This window comes from Rhodoblastus sp., from assembly GCF_019449565.1.
Classification (GTDB): Bacteria; Pseudomonadota; Alphaproteobacteria; order Rhizobiales; family Beijerinckiaceae; genus Rhodoblastus.
Window position 1 is genome coordinate 133,367 of sequence record NZ_JAGRPM010000038.1, and the last position, 23,333, is coordinate 156,699.

The 23,333-nt window shown below is 64.5% G+C and carries 23 protein-coding genes and 1 tRNA gene; 6 read left to right on the forward strand and 18 right to left on the reverse strand.

The window, feature by feature from the left end; all coding sequences use genetic code 11:
* Positions 1 to 13: 13 nt before the first annotated feature.
* From QZ409_RS09200 to QZ409_RS09210, 3 genes are all read right to left on the reverse strand, one after another.
* Positions 14 to 478 (reverse strand): MarR family transcriptional regulator, encoded by a 465-nt coding sequence (locus tag QZ409_RS09200; protein WP_296709728.1) that lies wholly within the window; start codon positions 476 to 478, stop codon positions 14 to 16.
* A gap of 102 nt (positions 479 to 580) precedes the next feature.
* Complete coding sequence (locus QZ409_RS09205; RefSeq protein ID WP_296709731.1) at positions 581 to 2,536, reverse strand: GGDEF domain-containing phosphodiesterase; 1,956 nt, start codon at positions 2,534 to 2,536, stop codon at positions 581 to 583.
* Between the two features lie 203 nt (positions 2,537 to 2,739).
* On the reverse strand, positions 2,740 to 6,786 hold the full coding sequence (locus QZ409_RS09210) for a Pls/PosA family non-ribosomal peptide synthetase (RefSeq protein ID WP_296709738.1): 4,047 nt from the start codon (positions 6,784 to 6,786) through the stop codon (positions 2,740 to 2,742).
* A 264-nt stretch (positions 6,787 to 7,050) separates the two neighbouring features.
* Here QZ409_RS09210 and QZ409_RS09215 point away from each other — a divergent pair, with 264 nt between their 5' ends.
* The 3 genes from QZ409_RS09215 to QZ409_RS09225 all read left to right on the forward strand — a co-directional run bounded on the left by QZ409_RS09215 (position 7,051) and on the right by QZ409_RS09225 (position 8,929).
* A complete protein-coding gene (locus QZ409_RS09215; RefSeq protein WP_296709741.1) occupies positions 7,051 to 7,911 on the forward strand; it encodes an oxidoreductase in 861 nt (286 codons plus the stop codon).
* A gap of 94 nt (positions 7,912 to 8,005) precedes the next feature.
* Positions 8,006 to 8,134 (forward strand): hypothetical protein, encoded by a 129-nt coding sequence (locus tag QZ409_RS09220; protein ID WP_296709744.1) that lies wholly within the window; start codon positions 8,006 to 8,008, stop codon positions 8,132 to 8,134.
* A 21-nt stretch (positions 8,135 to 8,155) separates the two neighbouring features.
* Positions 8,156 to 8,929 carry a prephenate dehydrogenase gene (locus QZ409_RS09225; RefSeq protein ID WP_296709746.1) on the forward strand — a complete coding sequence of 258 codons (774 nt, stop codon included), beginning with the start codon at positions 8,156 to 8,158 and terminating at the stop codon, positions 8,927 to 8,929.
* A gap of 27 nt (positions 8,930 to 8,956) precedes the next feature.
* Here QZ409_RS09225 and QZ409_RS09230 read toward each other — a convergent pair whose 3' ends face one another.
* Positions 8,957 to 9,562 (reverse strand): histidine phosphatase family protein, encoded by a 606-nt coding sequence (locus QZ409_RS09230; protein WP_296709749.1) that lies wholly within the window; start codon positions 9,560 to 9,562, stop codon positions 8,957 to 8,959.
* 9 nt (positions 9,563 to 9,571) lie between these two features.
* Positions 9,572 to 10,420 carry an enoyl-ACP reductase FabI gene (gene fabI / locus QZ409_RS09235; protein WP_296710232.1) on the reverse strand — a complete coding sequence of 283 codons (849 nt, stop codon included), beginning with the start codon at positions 10,418 to 10,420 and terminating at the stop codon, positions 9,572 to 9,574.
* Positions 10,421 to 10,681: 261 nt separating this feature from the next.
* Here fabI and QZ409_RS09240 point away from each other — a divergent pair, with 261 nt between their 5' ends.
* Positions 10,682 to 11,698 carry a hypothetical protein gene (locus QZ409_RS09240; protein ID WP_296709751.1) on the forward strand — a complete coding sequence of 339 codons (1,017 nt, stop codon included), beginning with the start codon at positions 10,682 to 10,684 and terminating at the stop codon, positions 11,696 to 11,698.
* A gap of 23 nt (positions 11,699 to 11,721) precedes the next feature.
* Here QZ409_RS09240 and QZ409_RS09245 read toward each other — a convergent pair whose 3' ends face one another.
* The 4 genes from QZ409_RS09245 to pdxH all read right to left on the reverse strand — a co-directional run bounded on the left by QZ409_RS09245 (position 11,722) and on the right by pdxH (position 13,821).
* Entirely contained in the window at positions 11,722 to 11,979 is a 258-nt protein-coding gene (locus tag QZ409_RS09245; RefSeq protein WP_296709755.1) for a hypothetical protein, read from the reverse strand.
* 158 nt (positions 11,980 to 12,137) lie between these two features.
* Positions 12,138 to 12,767 carry a TIGR02301 family protein gene (locus QZ409_RS09250; RefSeq protein ID WP_296709758.1) on the reverse strand — a complete coding sequence of 210 codons (630 nt, stop codon included), beginning with the start codon at positions 12,765 to 12,767 and terminating at the stop codon, positions 12,138 to 12,140.
* Entirely contained in the window at positions 12,764 to 13,210 is a 447-nt protein-coding gene (locus QZ409_RS09255) for an NUDIX hydrolase (protein ID WP_296709761.1), read from the reverse strand. The genes QZ409_RS09250 and QZ409_RS09255 overlap by 4 nt, the downstream gene beginning before the upstream one ends.
* Positions 13,207 to 13,821: a pyridoxamine 5'-phosphate oxidase gene (pdxH, locus tag QZ409_RS09260; RefSeq protein ID WP_296709762.1), complete on the reverse strand. Its 615-nt coding sequence runs from the start codon at positions 13,819 to 13,821 to the stop codon at positions 13,207 to 13,209. Before pdxH ends, QZ409_RS09255 begins: the two co-directional genes overlap by 4 nt.
* Before the next feature lie 42 nt (positions 13,822 to 13,863).
* Between pdxH and QZ409_RS09265 the strand changes: the two genes are divergently transcribed.
* A complete protein-coding gene (locus tag QZ409_RS09265) occupies positions 13,864 to 14,358 on the forward strand; it encodes an RT0821/Lpp0805 family surface protein (protein WP_296709763.1) in 495 nt (164 codons plus the stop codon).
* Between the two features lie 101 nt (positions 14,359 to 14,459).
* Positions 14,460 to 15,419, forward strand: coding sequence for a J domain-containing protein (locus QZ409_RS09270; RefSeq protein WP_296709768.1), 960 nt, complete (start codon positions 14,460 to 14,462; stop codon positions 15,417 to 15,419).
* A gap of 11 nt (positions 15,420 to 15,430) precedes the next feature.
* On the opposite strand, the gene QZ409_RS09275 is transcribed toward QZ409_RS09270, so the two are convergent.
* The 9 genes from QZ409_RS09275 to QZ409_RS09315 form a co-directional block, all read right to left on the reverse strand.
* Positions 15,431 to 15,515 (reverse strand) — tRNA-Leu (locus QZ409_RS09275).
* A gap of 77 nt (positions 15,516 to 15,592) precedes the next feature.
* Positions 15,593 to 18,832: an error-prone DNA polymerase gene (locus QZ409_RS09280; RefSeq protein ID WP_296709771.1), complete on the reverse strand. Its 3,240-nt coding sequence runs from the start codon at positions 18,830 to 18,832 to the stop codon at positions 15,593 to 15,595.
* Positions 18,829 to 20,376, reverse strand: coding sequence for a DNA polymerase Y family protein (locus QZ409_RS09285; protein WP_296709775.1), 1,548 nt, complete (start codon positions 20,374 to 20,376; stop codon positions 18,829 to 18,831). The genes QZ409_RS09280 and QZ409_RS09285 overlap by 4 nt, the downstream gene beginning before the upstream one ends.
* Entirely contained in the window at positions 20,294 to 21,151 is an 858-nt protein-coding gene (locus tag QZ409_RS09290) for a hypothetical protein (RefSeq protein ID WP_296709778.1), read from the reverse strand. Before QZ409_RS09290 ends, QZ409_RS09285 begins: the two co-directional genes overlap by 83 nt.
* Positions 21,152 to 21,375: 224 nt before the next feature.
* The gene (locus QZ409_RS09295) at positions 21,376 to 21,648 is read right to left on the reverse strand and encodes a hypothetical protein (protein WP_296709779.1); all 273 of its coding nucleotides are present in this window, start codon (positions 21,646 to 21,648) and stop codon (positions 21,376 to 21,378) included.
* A 41-nt stretch (positions 21,649 to 21,689) separates the two neighbouring features.
* On the reverse strand, positions 21,690 to 21,986 hold the full coding sequence (locus tag QZ409_RS09300) for a hypothetical protein (RefSeq protein ID WP_296709781.1): 297 nt from the start codon (positions 21,984 to 21,986) through the stop codon (positions 21,690 to 21,692).
* 23 nt (positions 21,987 to 22,009) lie between these two features.
* A complete protein-coding gene (locus QZ409_RS09305; RefSeq protein WP_296709783.1) occupies positions 22,010 to 22,402 on the reverse strand; it encodes a hypothetical protein in 393 nt (130 codons plus the stop codon).
* The gene (locus QZ409_RS09310) at positions 22,399 to 22,587 is read right to left on the reverse strand and encodes a hypothetical protein (protein ID WP_296709785.1); all 189 of its coding nucleotides are present in this window, start codon (positions 22,585 to 22,587) and stop codon (positions 22,399 to 22,401) included. The genes QZ409_RS09305 and QZ409_RS09310 overlap by 4 nt, the downstream gene beginning before the upstream one ends.
* Before the next feature lie 73 nt (positions 22,588 to 22,660).
* Positions 22,661 to 23,281 carry an N-acetylmuramoyl-L-alanine amidase gene (locus tag QZ409_RS09315; RefSeq protein ID WP_296709790.1) on the reverse strand — a complete coding sequence of 207 codons (621 nt, stop codon included), beginning with the start codon at positions 23,279 to 23,281 and terminating at the stop codon, positions 22,661 to 22,663.
* Positions 23,282 to 23,333 lie beyond the last annotated feature (52 nt).

Sequence of the window (23,333 nt, forward strand, 5' to 3'; positions counted from 1 at the left end):
TCAGGCGAAGAACTCACGCCCCCGCGCCTTCCGCCAGCGCGCTGTCTTTCTCGCGAACGAGTTCGCGCGCCTCGACCAGCAATTCCTCGAACAAGGCGAGCCGTTCGGGCGCGATCTTGCCAAAAGTCTGTTCCACGAAGGCTTTCTGCGTCTCGATGCCGCGCCGCGCCAGGTCGCGCCCTGCCGGAGTCAGATGAATCGCGTGGGAACGGCGATCGCCGGCCAGCGTCCGCCGCTCGACAAGGCCGCTGGCGACGAGACGGTCGATCAATCCGGAAATATTGCCCTTCGTGACATAGAGACGCGCCGCCAGTTCCTGCTGGGAGACGCCCTCGCGCTCGGTCAGCGTGGTCAGCACGTCGCATTGAGGGACGGAAAGATCGAGTTCGCGCAATCGATTGGCTATCGACAGGCGGGCGCGGGTTTGCAGGCGAATAAGTCGAAACCAGACCCTCAGGGCGTCGTTTTCTTGATTCATTTTCCTCCCCGGGGGCGTTTTGTTAACCCGCGACGCTAACGCTGCGAACCCGCTGAGGCAAGCTGGACTTTGCAAACGCCGAGGCAAGCTGGACTTGGGGATTTATCCGGCGGCGACGCGCAGATGCGCCTCCGTCAGCGCGACATGGGGAATCGGCTTGCCGTAGAAATAGCCTTGCGCCTGGGTGACGCCAAGCTGGCGCAGGACGAGATGCTGGCGCAGGGTTTCGACGCCCTCGGCCACCAGCTCCAGGTCGAGCTTTTCGGCAAGTACGCGAACGGCCGAGACGATCGCGACGGATTCGCGGCCATCTTCGATATGATCGATGAAGCTCTTGTCGATCTTGATCTTCGAAAAGGGATAGGAGTGGATATAGGACAGCGAGGAAAAGCCGGAGCCGAAATCGTCCAGCGACACGCCGACGCCCAGGCTGGCCAGTTCGACAATGGCGGCCCGGGTCAGTTCGGTGTCCTCCATCATGAGCGTTTCGGTGATTTCGAGGTTCAGGCGCGAGGCGGGAAGCCCCGTGCGGGCCAGTACGTCCTTGACCATCGCCACCAGTTTCTGCGGCTGGCGGAACTGCACGGGCGAGAGGTTGACCGCGACATAAAGCGAACCCGGCCATCTTACGGCGGCCAGACAGGCCTTTTCCAGAATCTGCTCGCCGATGCGGACGATCGCGCCGGTCTGTTCGGAACAGGGAATGAACTTGATCGGGGGAATCATGCCGCGCACAGGATGGGGCCAGCGCGCGAGGGCCTCGTAACCGAGCACCGTGCCGGTTTCGATATTGGCGATCGGCTGAAACCAGGGCTCGAATTCGTTGCGCGCGATCGCGGTTTCGATTTCCAGCTCCATGATGCGCGCTTCGTTGAAGCGGGCCTGCATTGAATTGTCGAACACGCAGACACGATTGCGGCCCTGGCGCTTGGCCTCGTATAGAGCGATATCGACCTTCTTGAGCAATTCCTGGGCGGCGACGCCGTGGTCGGGGTAATGAACAACGCCCAGGCTGCCGCTGATGGAGATCGAGGAAGCGTCGACCACCGCCGGCGCGTCACGCAAGGACGCGACGATCCGCTCCGCCAGCGCAACCGGCGCTTCGGAGTTTTCCTTGCCGCCGCCGCGCGCGAGGATAATGAACTCGTCGCCGCCCAGGCGTCCGACCAGATCCTCGGGATTGACTACCCGACGCAGACGCGCGGCCATTTCCACAATCACCGCGTCGCCGGTGTTGTGGCCGAGCATGTCGTTGATCTCCTTGAAGCGATCGAGATCGACGACGAGCAGGCTGAAAGCCACGCGAGAGCCGATGTCGCAGCGCTCGATTTCGCGATCGAGCGCTTCGGAGAAGGCGAAGCGGTTCATCAGGCCCGTCAGCATGTCGTTTTGGGCCATGTGGCGGGTGCGGAGGTTGGCGCGATAAAGATCGACCACCCGCTCGTGCGCGGCGAAGCCAAGGACGATCGCCATGACGACGAACACCGCGAGCAGAACAGCGTAGGCGGAGCCGTTCGTCACCGAAATGGTCGAATAGGCGACAATCATCGGCCCGCACATGCTCAGGACCTGGGCGATGAACAATTTCATTCGCCCTGCGCTGCGCAGGGCGAAGGCGACCGTGAAGCCGACCGCGACGGCGCTCGCCAGCGTCCAGTCCATCGGTTCGTTTGTCCGGGCCACGAGCAGGTAGTTCTCGAAGCCGATACATGCGGCGAACGCCGTCCACCAGAACAGGAACTGGCGATCGAAATAGACCAGACGCGCGCGTTCGAGCGCTACGCCCTTCAGCCGGCGATATTGCGTGTCGAGGCGTACCCGTTTGATGCCGATGAGCAGATTGAGCGCGGCGAAGAACCCGCAGAGCGGATCCCAGGTCAACATCCAGATGGTGACCGTCAGCACGGTGCTCATGCACATGGCCACGAACAGCGTGCTCTGGGCTGCGCATAGGGAATCGATCAGATGACGAAGTAACTCGTCATCGACACGCCTGTCGGTCAGGGTGGCCGCAGCCGTTTGAAACCATCGCCTTAGCGGAAGGAAGCGCTTGAGCATGCCCCAACCTTGGACGTGGAAGCTTAATAAAATCAAACGATCAGGCTTCACGCCGACGGTCGATGCGAAAAATTGCTGGGAGAAGGCTTAATTTGTTCCGAACGTAACATTCCATTTCTGAATCGATTGATGGTCCGCAAACGCCCGCGCGGCGCGCCTTTCCGGCGCAGAAAACCGCCGAAATCAGGGCGTCGCCGTAAAGATCAGGCCGCACTCTTGACGTGTCGCGTCGGCGTCGCCGGCGCTCCGGTCCACTCTGTGTGAGCCGGGATGGACTCGCCCTTCATGACGATGGTCAGTGGGCCAAGGCGGGCGAAATCGCCGACATGGGTGTCGTAAAGCACGGTCGAACCCGAGCCCACCGTCACGCCGTAGCCGATCGTGACGCGGCCGACCTTCATCACCCGGTCCTCGTAAAGATGGGTCTGCAGGGCGGAAAGCGCGTTGAGATTGCAGAAATCGCCCACTTCGATGCAATCGAATTCGGTGATGTCTGTCATGTCGAGTACGCAGCCCTTGCCGAATTTGGCGCCCAGCAGGCGCAAAGCCCAGGGCAGGAAGGGCGTGCAGCGCAAATGTTCAAGGACGGCCTTGCCGGCGAGGCCCCAATAGAGCACGGCCATGGCCTCGGTGCGCATCGCCCACCAGGACCACATCGGCTTGGTGACCGGCTCGTAGCGGCCCATCGTCGCCCATTTCACGCAGATCACGACGACCATCATGGCCAGCGCGATGAGGGTCGAGGACGCCACGAACATCCACAGGACTTGCCAATAGGCGCCCTCCAGCACGGCCTGGCCGAACCATTCAATCGCCCAGGTGCCGAAGGTGATGTAGAGCATGGTCGGCAGCGAAATATGCACCGCCTCGAAGGCCGCGCGGGCGAATTTCTTCCAGCGCGGCGCCTCATAGGTCCAGTTGGCGCCGCCCGCGTCGAACTTCTGGCGCACTGGCAGCTTGATCGGCGGCGAGCCGAACCAGGTGTCTCCGGGCGACATTTCCTCATTGGCCGGGGGCTTGGATTTGATGCCGATCAGCGCGCCGTCGGGAATATCGGCGCCCGGGGGCAGCACGCCGTCATTGCCGATGAAGACTCGAGAGCCGGTCCTGGTCTTTTCGAGACGCATCCAGCCGCGCCGCACGTCCTCGTCGCCGAGGATCACCTCGTCGGCAATGAAGCATTTGTCGCCGATTTCGACCAGATCATAGCGGCCCGGGATATTGGTCGAGATTTCGGAATCCTTGCCGATCTTGGCCCCCATCATCCGGTACCAGGTCCGCATATAGACTGTGGCGTATAGGGACGAGAGCGTCTCCAGCGTCACCTCGGTGGCGAGCGACACCGCCCATTTGCGCAGATAGAACCAGGAAAAGACCGAATAGACCCCTTCGCGCACGCTCGGCAGCACCGTCCAGCGCACGACGACGATGAAGGCGACCGTCACCAGAACCATCACAAAGGAAGTCGGCCAGGCCATGATCGGGATCGCGGCCATGTAGAGCATGCGGCTGGTCGCCGCGAGGCCCAGAAACTCGTCGATCCGGTCGAACACCCAGAAGGCAGGGAAAAGCGGCAGCAGCCCAACTGGCGGGATGGCCAGCAGCAGAAGCGCGTAGACGAAGGTCTGCAAAGCGCGCTTGCCCGACGAGACTTCGGCGAAGGGGCGCAGCGATTCCTTGTCCACAGAACCGACGCAGCGGCCGGGCGAACCGTCCCAGATTTCCCAGGCGCCGACGCGGGTAAAAGGCTCGAGCGCGGTCAGGTCGCGCAGCTCCGCGCCCTCCTCCAGCACCACGTCATGCTCCAGCGCGGCGGACGAGCCGATATAGCAATCCGGCCCGACCTCGATCGGCCCGACGATCATGTCGCCGCCGACAAAGCTGACATTGGCGAATTTGGTGCGGGCGCCGACGGTCGTGCCGGCGCCGATGGTCAGGAGATCGACGGCGCCGATCTCAAGCTCGGAAATATTGGCGTCCTGGCCGATCTTCGCGCCCAGGGCCTGGAGATAGACGCGCATCAGGGGCGAGCCCTGGAACCACTTGATATGGGTGAGCGTGAGCATGCGCTGCACCACCCACCAGCGGAAATAATAGAGGCCCCAGATGGGGTAGCGCCCTGGCTTGAACCTGCCGATCACCAGCCATTTCAGCGCAATGGCGAGGATGACGGTGACGATGTTGACGATGACATAGACGCCGAGCAGGGAGATGATTTCCTGCCAGATGCTGGCGTCCGTATCCGTCAGCAGCATGTAGGAAACGAAAATGCCGAGCCATTGCGCGGTCGCCATGGCGATGAAGAACGGCAGGCAGATCGCCTGGGCCAGGCCGCACAGGAAGCGCCGCAACAGCGGCGGCGGCATGAAGGACAGATCCTTCGGCCCGCCGGTTTCGGCGGCCTTGGCGTCAAGAAGCCCGGCGATGGCGCGCAAGGTGCGAGCCGAATACATGTCCTGCAGCGTGATGCCGGCCAGCGAGGGGGTCAGCCTTACGATGCCAACGAAACGCGCCGCGAGCAGCGAATGGCCGCCAAGGTCGAGGAAGAAATCGGCGTCGAATGGAATGGACTGCGGCGGCAGGACTTTTTGCGCGGCTTCGAGCAGGAGGCGCTCGGTCTCCGTCTGCGGGTCTTCCTGCGCTTCGCCGGCCGATGGCGCCGTCAACGGCTCCTTTTTCAGGACGTTGCGGTTGACCTTGCCCGAGGACAGGCGCGGCAGGACCTCGCGCGGCTCATAACGCGAGGGGACCATATAGGGCGGCAGGACCGCGCGCAGTTCGGCGCGCAAAAACTTCGAATCGAGCGTCTCGCCCTTTTCGGCGACGAGAAAGGCGACGAGCTGGTCGAGGCCGTCGTCATTGCGCAGCACCACCGCGGCCTGGCTGACGCCGGGCAGGACCGAGAGCTTGGCCTCGATCTCGCCGAGCTCCACGCGGAAGCCCCGGATCTTCACCTGATCGTCGATGCGGCCGCGGAAGCCGATCTTGCCATCGGCCTCCAGCACCACGGCGTCGCCGGACCGATAGAGAATCGGGTCGGTCCCCGTGGAATCGAACGGATTGGGAATGAATTTCTCGGCCGTGAGGGCGTCGCGCTTGAGATAGCCGCGCGCCACGCCGGGGCCGCCGATCAGCAATTCGCCCTCGACGCCGCGTTCGAGCAGGTTGTTGGCCTCGTCCGCGACATAGCAGGTGTAATTGGCGATCGGGCCGCCAATGGTCACCGGCTCGTCGGGGCGCACTTCCGCGACGGTCGCCACCACGGTGGCCTCGGTCGGGCCATAGGAATTGAAAATGGTGCGGCCCGGTCTGCACCAGCGGCTGGCCACAGCCGGGGGGCAGGCCTCGCCGCCGAGGATGATGACCCGAAGCGTCTTGATATCGCGCGGCATCAGCGCGAGCAGAGTCGGAACCGTGTCGAGCACGGTGACGCCGACTTCCTCCAGCAGGTCCGGCAAGGCTTCGGCCTCGCCCATCACGGCCGGCGTAGCGACGAAGAGGGTCGCCCCGGCGAGATAGGGTATCCAGATCTCCTCCATCGACAGGTCGAAGGCGATCGAGGCGCCCTGGAAGACGATGTCCGAGCGGCCGATCCTGTAGGTCTCGTTGGCCGAGCGCAGGTAATGGCAAATATTGCGCCCGGTGATGACGATGCCCTTGGGCGCCCCGGTCGAACCGGAGGTATAAATCATGTAGGCCGGATGGTCGGGCGTCGCGCCGGCCTTGCGGGCGTCGACCGGGGTTTCGTCGGCGCGGTCGATCAGATCGACCTCCGTCAGCACCGGGGCGGTCACGACCCCATGCGCCTTGGCGGCGAAGGCCTCGGAGGTGAGCAGCCCTTTGGCCTCGGCGTCGAGCAGGCAGGTTTCGATGCGCTCGACGGGCGCGTCGGCGTCGAAGGGCAGCCAGGCCGCGCCGGTCTTGGCGATGGCGATCTGGCAGATCAGCAGTTCTGGCCCGCGCGGGCCCCAGAGGCCGACGACATCGCCCGGGCCAATGCCGCGCCGGATCAGACCGCGCGCCAGGGCGGCAGCCTCATGGTCGACCTGGGCGAAAGTGAGTTTGCGCTCCATCGTCATCATCGCGACGGCGTGGGGCGCCGAGGCGACGGCGGAAGCGAAGATTTCCGCCAGCAATTCATCGCGGAGGAGATCGGGACGAACGGCGCCGCGCAGAACGGAATGAGACGTCTGGGCGCGTTCCGCCGTGGAGCGCTTTTCCGTCAAAATGCCCGCTTCGAGGTCCGTCATCGCCTGTTCCCAATCCCGCCGCCGGCAGCCCAAAGGCCGCGACCGGGTTCGCATAGCATAGGATCGCCGACGCTCCTACCCGCATGCGCGGGGACCGCCCGGCTAATTCTGGCGCCGCCGCCGCAAGCAGCGCGAGCCTTTCGGCGCGGCAATGCGACCCTGCGTTTCCGCAAGCGACTCTCGCTCCGATTCGCTTGCGGCGCCATATTGAAATGCTAGGCTCCCGATTGTGAACATAAGCCCAACAGTCGCGAGAGCCGCGCCATGACGCAGAATTCCAAGCCGGTGTGGTTGATCACCGGCTGCTCCACCGGTTTCGGCCGTGAACTGTCCAAAATTTTACTGGAGTCCGGCTATCGGGTCGTCGTCACCGCCCGCGACCCGGCCAAGGTCGCCGACATCATCGCGGGCCATCCAGAAACCGGCCTTGCGCTCGCCCTGAACGTGGACCAGCCGGGGCAGATCGAGGCCGCTGTCCAGGCGGCGACGGCGCGATTCGGCCGCATCGACGTGCTGGTGAACAATGCCGGCTATGGCTATCTGGCGGCGGTGGAGGAAGGCGAGGATTCCGAAATCCGCGCCATGTTCGAGACCAATGTGTTCGGCCTCGCCGCCATGTGCCGCGCCGTCCTGCCCGTCATGCGCGCGCAGAAAAGCGGGACCATCGTCAATATTTCCTCCATGGGCGGCGTCTGCGGCTTCCCGGGGATCGGCTATTACAATGCGACCAAATTCGCGGTCGAAGGCCTCTCGGAAGCCTTGGCCAAGGAGCTGGCGCCGCTTGGAGTGAAGGTCCTGATCGTCGAGCCGGGCCCCTTCCGCACCGATTGGGCGGGCCGTTCGCTGAAAACGCCGAAAAACGCCATCGACGCCTATGCCGAAACCGCCGTCGCCCGGCGCAACGCGACCCAGGCCTATAGCGGTACGCAGGCCGGCGACCCGGTGCGCGGCGTCCGCGCGATCATCAGTGCGGTGGAGGCGGAAAGCCCGCCGCTGCGGCTGGTGCTCGGCTCGGTCGCGCAGGATGTCATCACGGCCCGGACCGAGGCGTTTCTCGCCGAACTGCGCGCCGGCAAGGAGGTCGCGCTGGCCTGCGACTTCCCTAAGGGCGAGCCTTCGGCCTGAAGTCCCGCGCTTGACTTGCGCCAGCCGCCCGCGCAAAAAACCTCGCGCAAAAAAAACCTTGCGATTGAGCGCGATCGGCGAGTGGAGATGAATCGTGGCCAAATGGGTTCGGGTGAGCGCAGCCTTGGCGCTGTGCGTTCTGGTCGCCGCCTGCGATCCCTGCGGCGGCCCGCTTAAATTCAACAAGTTTCCGGGCGTCTGCAATTACGACCAGGCGAAATAAGTCGCCCGGCGAGGACAAGACGTGAGCGAACGCCCCCGAAGACGGCCCAAGGCGAGGCCCAGCATCACCATCGGCCTCATCGGCTTTGGCGCCTTCGGCCGGCTGATCGCCGCCCATCTCGGGCCGTTGTTCCCGATTTTCGCCTTTGACCCTGCCGCATGCGAGCCGGCGAAGGGCGTCACCTTGACCGATGTCGCGACGGCCGCCGCCTGCGATCTCGTCATTCTCGCCATGCCTGTCCCCCAGCTCGGCGCGGCCATCGCCGCCATCAAGCCGCATCTGCGGCCGGGCGCTGTCGTGCTTGACGTCTGTTCGGTCAAGGTGCTGCCGGCCCAGCTCATGCGCGCGGAACTGCCCCAGACGGTCGAAATCATCGGCACCCATCCGATGTTCGGCCCGCAAAGCGCGCGCGGCGGCGTCAAGGGCCTGAAGATCGTCATCTGCCCGATTCGCGGCCCGCGCGCCCGGATGCTGGCGGCCTTCCTGCGCAAGACCTTCGGCCTGCAGGCAATTATCGCCACGCCGGAACAGCATGACCGCGACGCGGCCATGGTCCAGGGCCTGACCCATCTCATCGCCAAGGTGCTGGTGGAGATGGAGCCCCTGCCCCGGCACATGACCACCGCCAGCTTCGACCTGCTGATGCGCGCGGTGGACATGGTGCGCTATGACGCGCCGGAAGTCTTCTACGCGATCGAGCGGCTGAACCCCTTCGCGCCCGACGTGCGGCGGAGCTTTTTCGCCCTCGCGGCGGATCTGGCGGAAACGCTGGAGAAGAACGGCGACGCGAAATAGCGCGAGAGCGCTCCCGAAGAAATCCTCTCAGATCCAGTCGAACCTGTTCCCGGAAAACACCAGCACCCGCCCCTGCCAGATATCGGCGGTGGGCGCGCGCTGCTCGCTCAGGTTGCCGATCATCGCCATAAGCGCGCGGGCGACCCCGCCATGCGAGACGATCACGCTCGGCCGGTCTTGTTCGGCCAGCCATGGCGCCAGCCGCTGCGTAAGCTCCGCATAGCTTTCGCCGCCCGGCGGCTTGAAATTCCACTTATCGGCCTGACGCGCGCGGGCTAGTTCGGGATCGCGGACGCAGACTTCAGGCCAGGTCAGGCCTTCCCAGCGCCCGAAGGTGAATTCCACCAGCCTGTCGTCGAAAACGCCGCCCTGCGCGGGCAGACCCAGCTCGCGGCGCGCGATCTCCAGCGTATCGCGGGTGCGGGCCATCGGCGAGCACTGGAAGGAGAGCGCGTCGGGAGCGTGGCCGGCGGACGCCAGCAGCTTTTTCAGCGTCTGGCCCGCGCGCACCGCCTGGGCGCGGCCGAGCGCGTTCAGCGGAATGTCCTGCCGACCCTGAAGGCGCCCTTCGGCGTTCCAATCCGTCTCGCCATGCCGCAGGAAATAGAGTCGCGGGCTGGTCCCGGCGCGCATGGCGGGCGGTCAGGGTTTCTTGATGATATCGGCGATGTCGGGCGCGTTGGGGTTTTTCATGCCGACGATATGATAGCCCGCGTCCACATGCAGGATTTCGCCGGTGACGCCGCGCCCCATCGGCGAGAGCAGGAAGACCGCGCTTTCGCCGACTTCGTCGATGGTCACAGTGCGGCGCAGCGGCGCGTTATATTCGTTCCATTTGAGGATGTAGCGGAAATCGCCAATGCCCGAGGCCGCCAATGTCTTGATCGGGCCGGCGGAAATGGCGTTGACGCGAATGTTCTTCTCGCCGAGATCGGCGGCAAGATAGCGCACGCTGGCCTCCAGCGCGGCCTTGGCGACGCCCATGACGTTATAATGCGGCATCCATTTTTCGGCGCCGTAATAGGTCAGGGTCAGCAGCGAGCCGCCATTCGTCATGAGCTTTTCGGCGCGCTGCGCGACCGCCGTGAACGAATAGCAGGAGATCAGCAGCGAAGTTTTGAAATTCTCCTCGCTGGTGTCGACATAACGGCCGGTCAGCTCGTCCTTGTCGGAAAAGGCGATACAATGGACGACGAAATCAAGCGTGCCCCAGACCCGCTCGATTTCCGCGAAGACGCGGTCGAGAGAAGCTTTGTCGGTCACGTCGCATTCGCCGACGACAAGGGCGTCAAGCTCCGCCGCCAGTGGCCGCACGCGCCGCTCAAGCGGTTCGCCCTGATAGGTGAGCGCGATCTCGGCGCCGGCCTGCCGCGCCGCCTTGGCTATGCCCCAGGCGATCGAACGATTGTTGGCCAGGCCCATGACCAGCCCGCGCTTGCCCCGCATGGGGCCGGTCAGAAGGTTCACGGCGGCGGTTTCCGCTTCTGTCATTGTCATTATTGATCCCAAATGGCTGTCCGGCCATTTAGCCTTGCCCTGCGCCAGAGGCAAGTGGCCCCGACTGAGCCCGCCGCCCGGCGCTCTCGCGAAAAGCTGCATGGAATGTGGGAAACTCTGGGCACAACCCGCCGGGCTATGTTCAATTCGGACCGGAAAGTTTAAAACTCGTTAATATAAAGTGACCGCCTGATTCTCCGCGCGATCAACGCTGCAGGGAATGAAGAAAAGCCAGCGGGGGACCGGTTCGGCCTCATGGAAGCCTATATCGTCGACCAGACGCCGCGATTGCGTCGCTACGCCCATGCGCTGCTGGGGAGCTGGCCAGCGCCTCCGCGCGGCGCGCCAGGAGTTGGGGCGCAAGGGGCTGGGGCGCAAGCGGCCGAAGCGAGAGCGGCTGACGCCAAGGGAGCGGGCGCGAAGAGTGTTGGCGCTCCGGTCGATCAGGACGCCGACGATCTCGTGCACGAAGCCTTGCTCGGCTTCTGGCGGGCGGGGCTTCGCAGGACGAGCGCCGTCGCCGGCAAAAATTCCCCTTGCAGCCTTGGCGAGGCCCTGCGCATCGCTTTGTTGCGGCGGGTGACGGCGCTGGCGCGCGCCCATTTCGCGTGCAAGGCCAGAGAAACCCTGGCCACGGGCGACCGCAAGGAGTCCGGCGTGTCCCCTGCCGACGCGCAAGGTCATTTCGCCTGGGCGCCCGAAGCGCGCGCCCTGCCCCAGCTCACATTGGATCTCCGCGCTCCCCTCGCGCTCGTCGCGCTCGAGCGACTGGACTACGCTCAAGCCGGCGCCGTACTCGACATGCCCGCGGAGCGGATTTTGGCTCGGCTGGCTGTTGCCCGCGCGCGGCTCGCGGGCGCCATTTCCGGCGAGGCGCGGTCTCACCTGCTGGCGCTGCCCTCCCCGCCGGACGCGACGGTCGAAGCCGCCCCCGGCTGGTCCGGCTGCCCGCTCACCGAAGGCGAATTGCATCGTTTCGTCGATGACTTGCTCGACTCGCGCCGGAGCGAAGAAATCGCCGCTCTGCTTACGGCTCGTCCCGACATATCCCGCCGCGCCAGCGAATGGCGGCGGCAGAGCGAGCGGCTGCGACGGGCGTTTGAACCGCTCATGCGCGAACCATTGCCGCTGCTGCTGAATTTCAAGACGCCGGAACGAAGCGACCGGGACAGGAACGGCGCGCGCGGCGCCAGCGGCAGGGCTTTCCAGCGCCTCGTCGAATTTCTCATCGCCCCCGAGTCGCCGGCGCAGACAGCGCAAAGGCCGTTCTGACCGCGCCAAGTGCTTGATCGCGCTTAATGCTTGACCGCGACAGTGAACTCGCCGCCCCGGATACGATCCGGCAGCCGACCCGCGAATTGCGCGACCGCTTCCTCTCCATAAGTTTCGACAAGCTCCTGCAAGGCCGCGAAAAGAGCGGCGTGAGCGAAGCTTTCGCTTTCGATTCCAGCAAGGATCGCCTCGGCGAACGCCTCGGTGACATAGGCCAGGGCCGCGCGGCGCTCGTCGTCCGCGCCGTTGGTTTCGAAAAAGGGAGGTGCCGGAAAGGTCATGATGGCTATGACCTTATCGATCCGGCGGGCGCATTGCGAGCCGCGTCTTAAGAAACGGTTAATATTTTCACTCGCCTCGCGCCGAAATTGCTCTTTTATAACACATTGTTTTATATGCGTAATTTTTCAGCGCTCACGCGACCAGCCCAGGCGGCGCCTCAATTGGCGCGATAACGCGCGGAAATGTCATGCGACAGCTGCGCGCCTTCGTCGAGAAAACGCCGACGGGCGAGCTGCGCATTGGATGTGCAGGCGTGATAGGAGAATTCATAGCCGCGCAGGCCGCGGTTATAGGCGCCGGCGAGTTTTTCCCGGCGCGACGGCCCGGCGGCTTCCGCATTCATCAGATTTTCCATCTGCTCGCGCCAGGCGGCGCCATTGGCGGCGCTTCCGGCGGACGGCGCGCCGCAGATCGTCTGCAGATAGCTCAGGGCGCCCATGATTTCCGACAGGCGCAGCAGTTGCGGCTCATAGGGTGGCGGCGGCCCTTCCACCACGGGCGCCGTGGGATCGATATTGGCGGTTTGGCCTTTTGCGGGTTCCGGAGCCTTTGGCTTTTTGGCGTCCACGCGGGGCTTTTCACGATGCGGCTTGGGCCTGGCCCTCTGCTCCGCCGGACCGCCGTCGCCGCGGCGGCGCCCCCAGAAGTCCGCGTCCGGCCTATTGCTCGGGCGGTTGTCGAAAAAAGGAAAGAAAAATTGCGCCCTGGCGGGGACCAGTGCGGCGCCGGCCCAGGCGAGTCCCAGGACAAGAATCGTGAGACGCGAAACCCGCGCGAAAAGCCTCATCCCGCTCCATCCATGATTCGCAGGGCGTCGGCGACTATATGGGGCAGCATTGGCGTGAGGGAAAGCCCATCATAGTCGCCCGGCGCGCGCCAGATGATTTCGGCGACTTCCGCGCTGGGCCGCCCCTCGCCCGCGATCCAGCGTGCGGCGAAGGACAGGATGACATAATGCCGCTCGACCCGCCCGGCCGCGTCGCGGGAAATATGCTGGACCGTCTGGTTGAAGCCCGACAGCCGGGCAAGCACGCCGGTTTCCTCGCGCAATTCACGCAGGGCGGCGGCCTCGACCGTCTCGCCGGTCTCGACCAGCCCGCCGGGCAAGGTAAACATCCGGCGGTAAGGCTCTTCCGCCCGGCTTGCCAGCAGGACCTTGCCCTCGCGAAACACCGCGATGCTGACGGCCAGAGCGGGTTGCGCCGGGTAATGGCGGCGGGACGGGCTCACGGGTAGAGCGCCTCGCTCGCCCAATCACCCTCCGGCGTCTCGCGGGTGTAGCGCAAGCGCTCGTGCAGGCGGAAGGGCTTGTCCGTCCAGAACTCGATCTCGATCGGCCGGATGCGATAGCCGCCCCACTGCGGCGGGCGCGGCACGTGACCAATGTTGAATCGTGCGGCCTGGACCGCAACCGCCTTTTCCAGAGCGAAACGGCTTTCGAGCGGACGCGACTGCTGGCTCGCCCAGGCGCCGATTCGGCTATCGCGCGGACGGCTGGCGAAATAGGCGTCCGATTCGGCCTCGCTGACCCGTTCGACCAGGCCGCGAAAGCGGAATTGCCGGCGCAGGCTCTTCCAGTGCAGCACGCCCGCCGCGGCGCTGTTGACGGCGAGTTCACGGCCCTTGGCGCTCTCGCCATTGGTGTAAAAGACGAAGCCGTCGTCGTCGAAACCCTTGAGCAGCACCATGCGGGCGTTGGGAAGGCCATCGGCGTCCACGGTCGCAAGGCACATCGCATTGGGATCGTTGATCTCGTGCTTTTCCGCTTCGTCCATCCATTCCCTGAATCGTGCGAAGGGCTCATGCGCGGGGCGATGGTTACGACCCGTTAATGCGTTCATCGGAATATGGCCTTCCAGAAATTTTGTTCGGATAGAGTCCGCTTGCGCCTTTTCCTGTCCCAGCATAGTCAACCGTCGTCGCGCAGGCAGCAATTTTTTCCGCTGGCGCGGCGTCTGATCGGCTGCGCGCTGCTGTGCCAGAGCCTCGCCGCCTGCGCTGTGGCGACGCCTTTCGGCGGCGATTTTGACCCGAACCCCACCGGCTCCATCTCCACGGCCAAGCCGAAAACGGCTGAGCCCGCCGCGCTGCCTGCTTCGCTCGACGAGGAAGACCGCCGCCGCGCCCTTGGCGCCCTCGCCATCGCGCTCGATCCCCAGGGCAACGGCGCTTCCGTGCGCTGGGACAATCCGGTGAGCAAGGCGCATGGGCAGGTGACGCCCGTGGGCTATGCCTATCCCTTGAAAGACGTGATCTGCCGCGATTTTTCCGCGCAATTCGATACGCGCGCCGGCGCGCATGCGGCGCATGGGGCCGCATGCCGCGACAAAAGCGCGCAATGGACCATCGCCGAGCTGCACCCGGCGAAGGCCGAATAGGCTCGCCGCCTCTTGCGCCGGGCGGGTTTAGCGCCCAGATGATGGTCAAGACAGAGCGGCGGCGCCTTGCGGGGGCCGCGAGCGATTTGGGCTTATGAAATATGCGCGATCCCTATCAGGTACTCGGCGTCGCCAAGAACGCCTCGCAGGCGGATGTGAAGAAGGCGTACCGCAAGCTCGCCAAGCAGCATCATCCTGATCAGAATCCGAAGGATTCAAAAGCCAAGGAAAGGTTCTCGGAACTCAACGCCGCCTACGAGATCGTCGGCGACGAGAAGAAACGCGCGCAATTCGACAGCGGCGAGATCGACGCGGAAGGCAAGCCGCGCCATCCCGGTTTTGAAGGGTTCGCCCAGGGCGCGGGACCGGGCGGCTTTCGTCGCGGCCCTGGCGGCGGCGAGCATTTCGAATTTAATTTCGGCCGAGGCGGCGGCGGCGCGGGCTTCGACGCGGCGGATATGTTCGCCGATCTGTTCGGCGCACGCGGCGGAGCGCGCGGCGCGGGGGGCAGGCAGATGCGCGAACCGGGCGCCGATATTGCGCTCGAAACCGCAATTTCGCTCGAAACGGCGCTGCATGGCGGCAAGGCGCGGGTTCTGATGCCCAATGGCCGCACGCTCGAAGTCAATATTCCTGCCGGGATCGAGGACGGCAAGCAGATTCGCCTTCGCGGCCAGGGCCAGCCCAGCCCCATGGGCGGGCCGTCCGGCGACGCCATGGTGACGGTGCGCTTCGAGAAACACGGCCTGTTCCGGATCGAAGGCCGCGACCTGCGGCTCGATCTGCCGATCACGCTTTATGAGGCCGTGCTGGGCGCCAAGGTCGAGGCCCCGACGCTAAGCGGCAAGGTGGAGCTGACCCTGCCGCCGCACTCCAATTCCGGACGAACGCTCAGGCTGCGCGGAAAAGGCCTGCCGGCGGCCGGCGGCCAGCCCGCCGGGGACCTGCTGGTGACCCTGCGAATCGTGCTGCCGGACGGCGCCAATACGGAGTTGGAAGAGCTCGCGCGCCGCATGCGCTCCGACAAGCCCTTTGACCCTCGCAGCGAACTCGCCAAATAAGTGAGGTAAGATGGTGCGGGCGGCCGGGCTCGAACCGGCACGGCCGAAGCCGAGGGATTTTAAGTCCCTTGCGTCTACCAATTTCGCCACGCCCGCGACGGCTTTGTTATAAAGTCGGGCGCGGGCGTGGGCCAAGCGGAATTTCCGCCAAAGGCCCGCCCCCCTCAAGAATCTCAATGAAAATCGCGCGACTTTGGAATCGCCCGCACATTGCGCGGGTGGCGGGCGCGCTCCGGCGCGCCGCGCGCCGTTTCCGAAAGCCGCAAAAGTTCGTCCGAGCGGTCGTAAATGCGCCGCGCCAGCAGATGAACCACGCCCGCCCAGCTTTTCTGCACGCGCCCCTCCACCGCCATCAGTCGCGAGGCCATGGTCGGTTTGCGATAAAGCTCGAACAGGGTCGAATAAAGCGCGACATTGACCACGCCGGTTTCGTCTTCCAGCGTGATGAAGACCATTTTGCCATTGCCCGGCCGCTGGCGCACGATCACGAGGCCCGCCGCCTTTTTCCATTCCCCGTCGCGGCAGGCCGGCAGGTCGCTCGCGCGGATGAAATTTTCGCGCGCAAGGGCCGGACGCAGAACCTGCAAGGGATGCGCGCGCAGCGACAGGCGCAGGGTCTGATAATCGGCGACGACCTGTTCGCCGACCAGCAGGTCTGGCAGTTTCGCATCCGGCTCGGCTCCCAACTCCTCGATTCCGGCGGCGGCGAAAAGCGGCAAAGGCGTCGCGCCGGGCAGCCGTCGGGCCGCCCAGAGCGCCGCGCGGCGGTCGAGCTGTTTCTCCGGCGCGAAAGAGAGCGCGCGGCAGGAGCGGAAGGCGTCCGCATCCGCGAGCGTTTTCAGGCTGCGCCTGGAAAGTTCCGCGCGGGACGCACAGGATTCGATCGTCCCAAAACCTTTTTCACGCGCGGCGACGAGGCGGGTCATGTCGTCCTCGATCAGCCCGCCGATCTGCCGGAAGCCGAGACGCAGCGCCAGCGCGCCATCCGCCGCGCGCTCAAGCGTGTTGTCCCAAAGGGAATGATTGACGTCGACGGGACGGATTTCCACGCCATGCTCACGTGCGTCGCGCACGATCTGCGCCGGCGCGTAAAAGCCCATCGGCTGTGAATTCAACAAAGCGCAGGCGAAAATGGCGGGGTGGCGGCATTTCAGCCAGGCTGAAACATAGACCAGCTGCGCGAAGGACGCGGCGTGGCTTTCCGGAAAGCCATAGGAGCCGAAGCCCTTGATCTGCTCGAAACAGCGCTGCGCGAAATCGCGCGCATAGCCGCGCGCGCACATGCGCTCGACCATCATGGTCTCGAATTCGCTAATGGTTCCGAGATGCCGGAAGGTCGCCATGGCGCGGCGCAGGCGGTTGGCCTCCTCATCCGTAAATTGCGCCGCCACCATGGCGAGGCGCATCGCCTGTTCCTGAAAGAGCGGCACGCCATAGGTCTTGTGAAGCACATCGTATAATTCGTCCGGCGGCCCATGTTTCGGCGAGGGATAACTCACCTTCTCCTCGCCTGCGCGGCGACGCAGATAGGGATGAACCATATTGCCCTGGATCGGCCCCGGACGCACGATGGCGACCTCGATCACCAGATCGTAGAAATTGCGCGGCCGCAGATGCGGCAGCATGTTCATCTGCGCACGGCTCTCCACCTGAAACACGCCGATGGAATCGCCCTTGCACAACATGTCATAGACCGCTTTGTCCTCGCGCGGGACGTCCGCCAAGCCGATGCGTTTGCCCCCGTGATGTGCAAGCAAGTCAAAACCCTTGCGGATGCAGGTGAGCATGCCCAGCGCGAGGATATCGACCTTCATCAGGCCGAGCGTGTCGATATCGTCCTTGTCCCATTCGAGAAAGGTGCGGTCCGGCATGGCGGCGTTGCCGATCGGCGCCAGCGAATCCAGCCGCCCGCGCGTCAGGATGAAGCCGCCGACATGCTGCGAAAGATGGCGCGGAAAGCCCAGGACTTTCCGCGCGAAAAGCAGCACCTGCTCAATGATCGGATTGTCCGGGTCGAGGCCGGCTTCGGCGATATGTTCGTTGCGCAGGCGCGGCGGGCCATAGGCGCCCCATTGCAGCGAGCCGAGCGCGACGATGACGTCTTCCGAAAGGCCGAAAACCTTCGCCACGTCGCGCAGGGCGCTGCGCGGGCGATAGGAAATCACCGCCGCCGCGAGACCCGCGCGCTCGCGACCATATTTTTCGTAAATATGCTGGATGACCTCCTCGCGCCGCTCGTGCTCGAAATCGACGTCGATATCCGGCGGCTCGCGCCGCTCGGTGGAGATGAAACGCGCAAACAGCAGATTGTTTTTTGCCGGATCAACCGAGGTGATTCCGAGCACATAGCAGACCGCCGAATTGGCGGCCGAGCCGCGCCCCTGGCACAGAATGCCCTCGTCGCGCGCGAAAGTGACGATGTCGTGGATGGTAAGGAAATAAGGCGCGTAATCGAGCTTTTTGATCAGCGCCAGCTCCTGCGCGAGGAGGTCGCGCACCTTTTGTGGCGCGCCCTGCGGATAGCGTTCCGGCAGTGCGCGGCGCGTCAATTCCTCTAGCCAATCCTGCGACGTCCAGCCTGACGGAACCGGCTCGTCGGGATATTCATAGGTGAGCTCGCGCAAATGAAATTGCGCCAGCTCCAGAAAATGCGGGATCTCCTCGATCGCCTCCGGCGCATCGGCGAAGAGCCGCGCCATTTCCGGAGGCGTTTTCAAATGCCGCTCGGCATTGCTTTCGAGCCGGCGCCCGGCTTGCGCGAGCGTCAGATGTTCGCGCACGCAGGTCAGCACGTCCTGCAAGGCGCGATCTTCCGGGCCAGCGTAAAGCGTATCGTTCTGGGCCAGCAGCTTGACGCCCTGCGCCTGCGCGAGTTGACGCAAGCGCAGGAGACGTCGGCGGTCGGCGCCGCCGCGCGGCATATTGGCGCCGAGCCAGACCTGGCAGGATTGCGCGCGCAGACGCGCAAGCGTTTGCGCCAGACTCTCGAAAGCCTGCGTCGGCAGCGCGATCAGCAGAAGATCGCTGGCGTCGGCCAGGAGATCATCGAGACGAAGAAGGCACTCGCCCTTTTTGGCGCGACGTTTGCCGAGCGTGAGCAGTCGGCACAATTGCCCCCAGCCGGCCCGATTGGCCGGATAAGCGGCGATGTCCGGTGCGCCGTCCGCAAAGGCCAGACGCGCGCCAGCCAGCAATTTGAATTTTTTTGCGCGCGCGGACATTTCGTTTTCGGCGCGCGAAAAATCTTCCAGCGCGCCAAGCGCGCGCACGACGCCGGCGACGGAATTGCGGTCGCACAGGCCGATGCCAGCGTAATTCATGCGCAAGGCCGCGCCGATCAGATCCGCCGGCGGCGAAGCCCCCCGCAGGAAGGAATAATTGCTGGCGCAAACTAGTTCGGCGTAAGAGGTCACGCGAAAAGCCCGTGCAGAAACCAGCGCGGCGCCTCATCGCCGCGTTCATAGAGGCCGCGCCGGAACAGCCAGAAACGCCGGCCTTCCACATCCTCGACGCGGTAGTAATCGCGCGTCGGCTCTTGCGGCCCGGAATGCGCCCAATCCGGCGCGATGCGTTCCGGCCCTTCCGCGCGCAGCACGTCATGCATCTTCCGACGCCAGCGGAAGCGCGCCGGGGGGCTGTCCGGCGCCAGAGCCAGAACCTCGACCGGCTGTGGGGGATCGAACAGAGTGAGCGGCCGCGCCGGAGGCTCGTCTTCCTGCGGCGTAGGCCAGGTCATGGATTTGGACAGAACCGCCGTCGCGGCGGGGACCGCGCGGCTCTCATGTTCGGGCGCATAAGAGTCCCCCTGCATGAAGCGCAGTACGCGCGCGCGGCCGAAACGCGTCGTCAGGCGATCGAGCAATTCGCTCAATTCCCGCTCCGTTTCCCGAGCCGCTGTCGCATCAAAATCACCTTGCGCGGATTCGAAATTTTCGGCGCGCGGCACGGCGAGGCGCAAGGCGTCGAAACCGAAGCCGGGATCGAGCGGATCGGCCAGGGAATCGAGCTTTTCACGAAACAGCAAAACAAGAATTTTTGGGTCTCGCGTCGGCCGTAAGGTTTCGACCGACAGTCGGCGAACGAAACCATCGGCGCGGAAGAAACTGGCCTCGAAAAGGCGCCCGCCCTGCCCGCGCCGCTCCAGCAGCTCCCGAGCCTCCTGCATCAGATCCTGCAAGACGGCTTCGATGGACTCGCGCTGCGTCAAGGGCTCGATGAAATGCCGCTCGACCATGCAATCGGGCGGCGATCGCATGGGACTGACGCGGAGATCCTCGCGTCCGAGCAGACGCTCGATCTTGTGAGGAAAATCGGCGCCGAAACGCGCGGCGAACGCGCGCGAGGGACGCCGGGCCAGGTCGCCGATCGTTTTCAACCCGGCCCGGCTCAAGGCGAGAAGCGCATCCTCTTCCGCCTCCAGAGCGGCGAGCGGCAGACGCGCGGCGGCGGCGGCCGCATCATCCGGCGAGAAAATGCCGCCAGCGGAGAAACGCGCCAGCGCGCGCGCGCAATCGGGCGTCGGGGCCAGAGCCGCGCGGGCGGAAAAACCCAGCTCCGCCATGTCCCCGAGCGCGCGGGGAAAAAGCCCGGCCTCGCCGCCGAACAAATGGGCGCAGCCCGACACGTCGAGCACGAGGCCATGCGGCTCGTCCAGAGCCGTCAGAGGCGTATAACGCTCGCAACGCGACGCCAGCCGCAGGAGAATTTCGCGGTCCGCCCGCCGATCCGCCTCGGCGACACGAAGCTGCGGCAAACGGGCGCGCGCGTCGGCCAGTGTCAGGCCGACCGCAAGCCCCTGCCGCAAGGCTTCAGGATTGAGTGCATAAAGCCTTTGCGCATTGTTCTGCTTTTCGACAAGCGCGAAGGGCGCCGCCTCATCCGGCGCGCCGCCAGGCCGGGAGAGCCGCCATCGCTCCGTCGGCAGGAAGGGCAGGAACAGAGCCAGATAGCGGCGCATTGTGAGTCTCGACGGTTTCGCGAAACAAGCCTCGGTCACGTTGCCACTCCAAACGCCAGGAACGATCGGCCGCGCCGCCGCGACGCCGCAGCAGCGTTACGGAAAAACAGGGCGCGCCCGGCGCATTGGCGAGCAAGGCCCGGGAGTTCTGCGCGCCCGTGCGCCAACGCGAGACGGCGGCGCTGGGCGGTCCCGTCTTTGCTCCATCGACGCGAATGCGCAGCAGAAAAAGCGTGACGCCGGAGGCCTCCGCCGACCGCGCCAGACGCAGGGTCGCCGTGAGATCAAGCGCGCGCGGGGCGCCGGAAATTTCGATCAGGGCGGCGCCCAGACTCTTGCACCGCGCCGCGTCGACGGCCGCACGCAAGACGGCCTCGGCGTCGCGTCCGCGCACCAGCGACAAGGCCGCGGGATCGGCGCCGAATTCCGCCAGCCCCAAACCGCTCAGACGCCCGGCCTCGCTCTCCAGAAAATCCTGCCGCGCCCAAAGCAGAGGCCGCCCCGGCGCGGCGCGCAATGCGAGAGCCAGACCGAAACCAACTGCCGCTGGCCAATCTGCGTCGCAAGGCGCCTGCACTTCATGCAGGCAGGCGCGCTCCAACCCGCCGCCGAGAAAAACATCCACGTCCGGCGCGCCCAGGGCGAAGAGGCCGGATCGCTCCGCATGATTTCCGTCCCCATGCCTGCCTTCGATCCTGGCAAGAGCCGAACGCAAGGCGGCCAAATTTTTAGCGCGGGACGACGAAGCGTCCCGCCACGCATCGATCCCATGCATGGGTCACATCCTGCTATTGTTCGCTCTTTGTTCTAAAACAAAACCCAAACGCGCCCAGAGTCAAGCGGAGTCTCTCACGAAAGACCGAACTTGGTATAAGTATATGATTTTTTTATGTTTATATGAGAGAAGCTTTCCAAAGCCGGAACGCAAAAAAGCCGCCCGGCTTTCGCCGGGCGGTCTAAAATGCGGAGCCTCAACTCCGCCTATCAAAGCCAGATAGCCTATGCGCCGAAACCTGTTTGCAAATGCGCCTCTGCCAAGGCGCGGCGCAAATTCACCACCTCCTCGCGCAGGGAATGCACTTCGAGGGTGAGATCGTCGACGCGCCTTTCATAGCCGTCGATCAAGGTACGCAAACGCTCGTCGACGGCGGCCTGCATCGCGGGGCCGCGATTGACCAGAGCGAGAACGAAGCCACCCACAGCCGTCAAGGCGCTGGCGCCCAGGGTGAAAAGCCAGTTTGGCAATTCGCCGCCATTCAAATCAGCAGACATTCTAAATTCCACCCGTCAGGACAAAGCTCTCCCCGAACCGCTCAGCGCGCAGCCGCGCCCTGCTTCGCAACGCCGCCGAAACTCCGGCAAATGGCGTCGCTCGCCGCCTGCACGGACGATGTCGCTCCGACACGAACCAGTGGCGTCGCCTTGCCCTGATTGACGGCCTGTTCCACGATGAGGGCGACATTGGCGACATGCGAAACATCGCAAACCACCGCATCACCAAAAGCGAGCGCGGCCTCGATTTCCGAAATGACGTTATTCGACATGGCCGCAGCGGGAGCGGCCGAAATGAGCGCGCAAACAAGCGCGCCAGCGTGAAGCTTGCGAAACATGAAAGAAATCCTTGGCGAGATTTTCAGATAAAAGGCGCGTGCTCATATTGCGGGCCGTCCGATCCGAAAATCGGCGGCGTCGCGCCATGCTGTGTCTTGATGACGTCGAGCTTGCAAAGAACGGCGATGACTTGCGCCGCCTCCTCGAACGGAATGACGCCCGGAATGAAGGGCGCAAGCACTTGAAGAACTTCCGCGATCGTCGAGGCCGTTCTTTCCGGATCGGAAAAATGGCCTTCTAGAACCGAAAGCATATCCGGCCAGGGCAAGGCTTTCGCAATTCCAACGCCACGAACAATCTGTTCGAACGTAACTGATTGCAGCAATGAAGGATCGGCCTTGAGGGCGGCTGTGCTGGCCGCGTCCGTCGCACGCAGCAACTTACCCAGGGCGACGGCTGCGGCCGACCAGTTCACGGCTTTTTTTCCGGAATGACCACGGCGAAAAAGCCGCCGATGGCCGAAAGCAAGGCAATCGCGGCATCGCCCGCCGCGCCGAAATAGGCATGGGCCGCGACCGCCAGGACGCCCGAGCCCGCCCATGTCGAAGGCTCCTCCATTCGAGCCAGCAACCAATGACCCATAATCACAAGACCGTTCATGTTTTGCTCCTTGAGATGAAACGAAAAACTTCGGCGAATGAAATCCGCTGGAGGTCGAGCCTGGCCAGCGCCTCTACTGCCTCCCCAGAATCCGAGAGCGCACCAGATCGAGTGGATAAGCCGGGCCCGGATCGGTCTTGCGCCCGGGCGGCGTGGCGACGTCCTCGTGGCCGACGACGTCCTTGAAGCCATAGGCGCCGTGCAGCGCCTGTCCGATGGCGATGGCGGCCTGCACCTGGGCATCGGGATAGTCCTGCCAATAGGCCCAGCCATGGGTGATGCGGTGCTGGGCATGGAGCACGTCGCTGGCGGGGACGGCCTGCTTGCCGAGCTGGGTCCGGAACGAGCCGTCGGCCATGTGATTGAGCACGCCGGCGTTGACCTGCTCGATCCCGATGCCGAAATCATTGCAGCCCGCCCTGCCCTCCCAGGCGGACTTGCCGACATGCCAGCCAACGACATTGAGCGGCAGCAGCTGCGTCACGCCGCCGTCCTTGTCGAGAACGAGATGCGCCGAGACGCGGTTGCTGGCATGGCCATCGGTGAGCGTTGCGATGGCGCCGGCGGCGGAACTCGAAGCCGTGTAATGCAGCACCAAAAGCTCCGGCCTCATGACGCCGCCATGATTGGGCGACGGCTTTTGCGGCACGGGTTTGCCGTCCTTCTGCAGGACATGATTGACGACGCTGAACATGGCGCGTCCTTTCAGATTCGTGATTTGGAGGAGAAGAGCGTCAGAACCCGAC

Coding starts and splice junctions, on each gene's coding strand:
- QZ409_RS09295 (WP_296709779.1), bottom strand. CDS start 21,648: ATGTCTGCTGATTTGAATGGCGGCGAATTGCCAAACTGGCTTTTCACC.
- QZ409_RS09240 (WP_296709751.1), top strand. CDS start 10,682: ATGGAAGCCTATATCGTCGACCAGACGCCGCGATTGCGTCGCTACGCC.
- QZ409_RS09230 (WP_296709749.1), bottom strand. CDS start 9,562: ATGCGCGCCGGGACCAGCCCGCGACTCTATTTCCTGCGGCATGGCGAG.
- QZ409_RS09200 (WP_296709728.1), bottom strand. CDS start 478: ATGAATCAAGAAAACGACGCCCTGAGGGTCTGGTTTCGACTTATTCGC.
- QZ409_RS09300 (WP_296709781.1), bottom strand. CDS start 21,986: ATGTTTCGCAAGCTTCACGCTGGCGCGCTTGTTTGCGCGCTCATTTCG.
- QZ409_RS09270 (WP_296709768.1), top strand. CDS start 14,460: ATGCGCGATCCCTATCAGGTACTCGGCGTCGCCAAGAACGCCTCGCAG.
- QZ409_RS09210 (WP_296709738.1), bottom strand. CDS start 6,786: ATGACGGACCTCGAAGCGGGCATTTTGACGGAAAAGCGCTCCACGGCG.
- QZ409_RS09245 (WP_296709755.1), bottom strand. CDS start 11,979: ATGACCTTTCCGGCACCTCCCTTTTTCGAAACCAACGGCGCGGACGAC.
- QZ409_RS09310 (WP_296709785.1), bottom strand. CDS start 22,587: ATGAACGGTCTTGTGATTATGGGTCATTGGTTGCTGGCTCGAATGGAG.
- fabI (WP_296710232.1), bottom strand. CDS start 10,420: ATGACAGAAGCGGAAACCGCCGCCGTGAACCTTCTGACCGGCCCCATG.
- QZ409_RS09205 (WP_296709731.1), bottom strand. CDS start 2,536: ATGCTCAAGCGCTTCCTTCCGCTAAGGCGATGGTTTCAAACGGCTGCG.
- QZ409_RS09250 (WP_296709758.1), bottom strand. CDS start 12,767: ATGAGGCTTTTCGCGCGGGTTTCGCGTCTCACGATTCTTGTCCTGGGA.
- QZ409_RS09285 (WP_296709775.1), bottom strand. CDS start 20,376: ATGCGCCGCTATCTGGCTCTGTTCCTGCCCTTCCTGCCGACGGAGCGA.
- QZ409_RS09315 (WP_296709790.1), bottom strand. CDS start 23,281: ATGTTCAGCGTCGTCAATCATGTCCTGCAGAAGGACGGCAAACCCGTG.
- pdxH (WP_296709762.1), bottom strand. CDS start 13,821: ATGAACGCATTAACGGGTCGTAACCATCGCCCCGCGCATGAGCCCTTC.
- QZ409_RS09290 (WP_296709778.1), bottom strand. CDS start 21,151: ATGCATGGGATCGATGCGTGGCGGGACGCTTCGTCGTCCCGCGCTAAA.
- QZ409_RS09215 (WP_296709741.1), top strand. CDS start 7,051: ATGACGCAGAATTCCAAGCCGGTGTGGTTGATCACCGGCTGCTCCACC.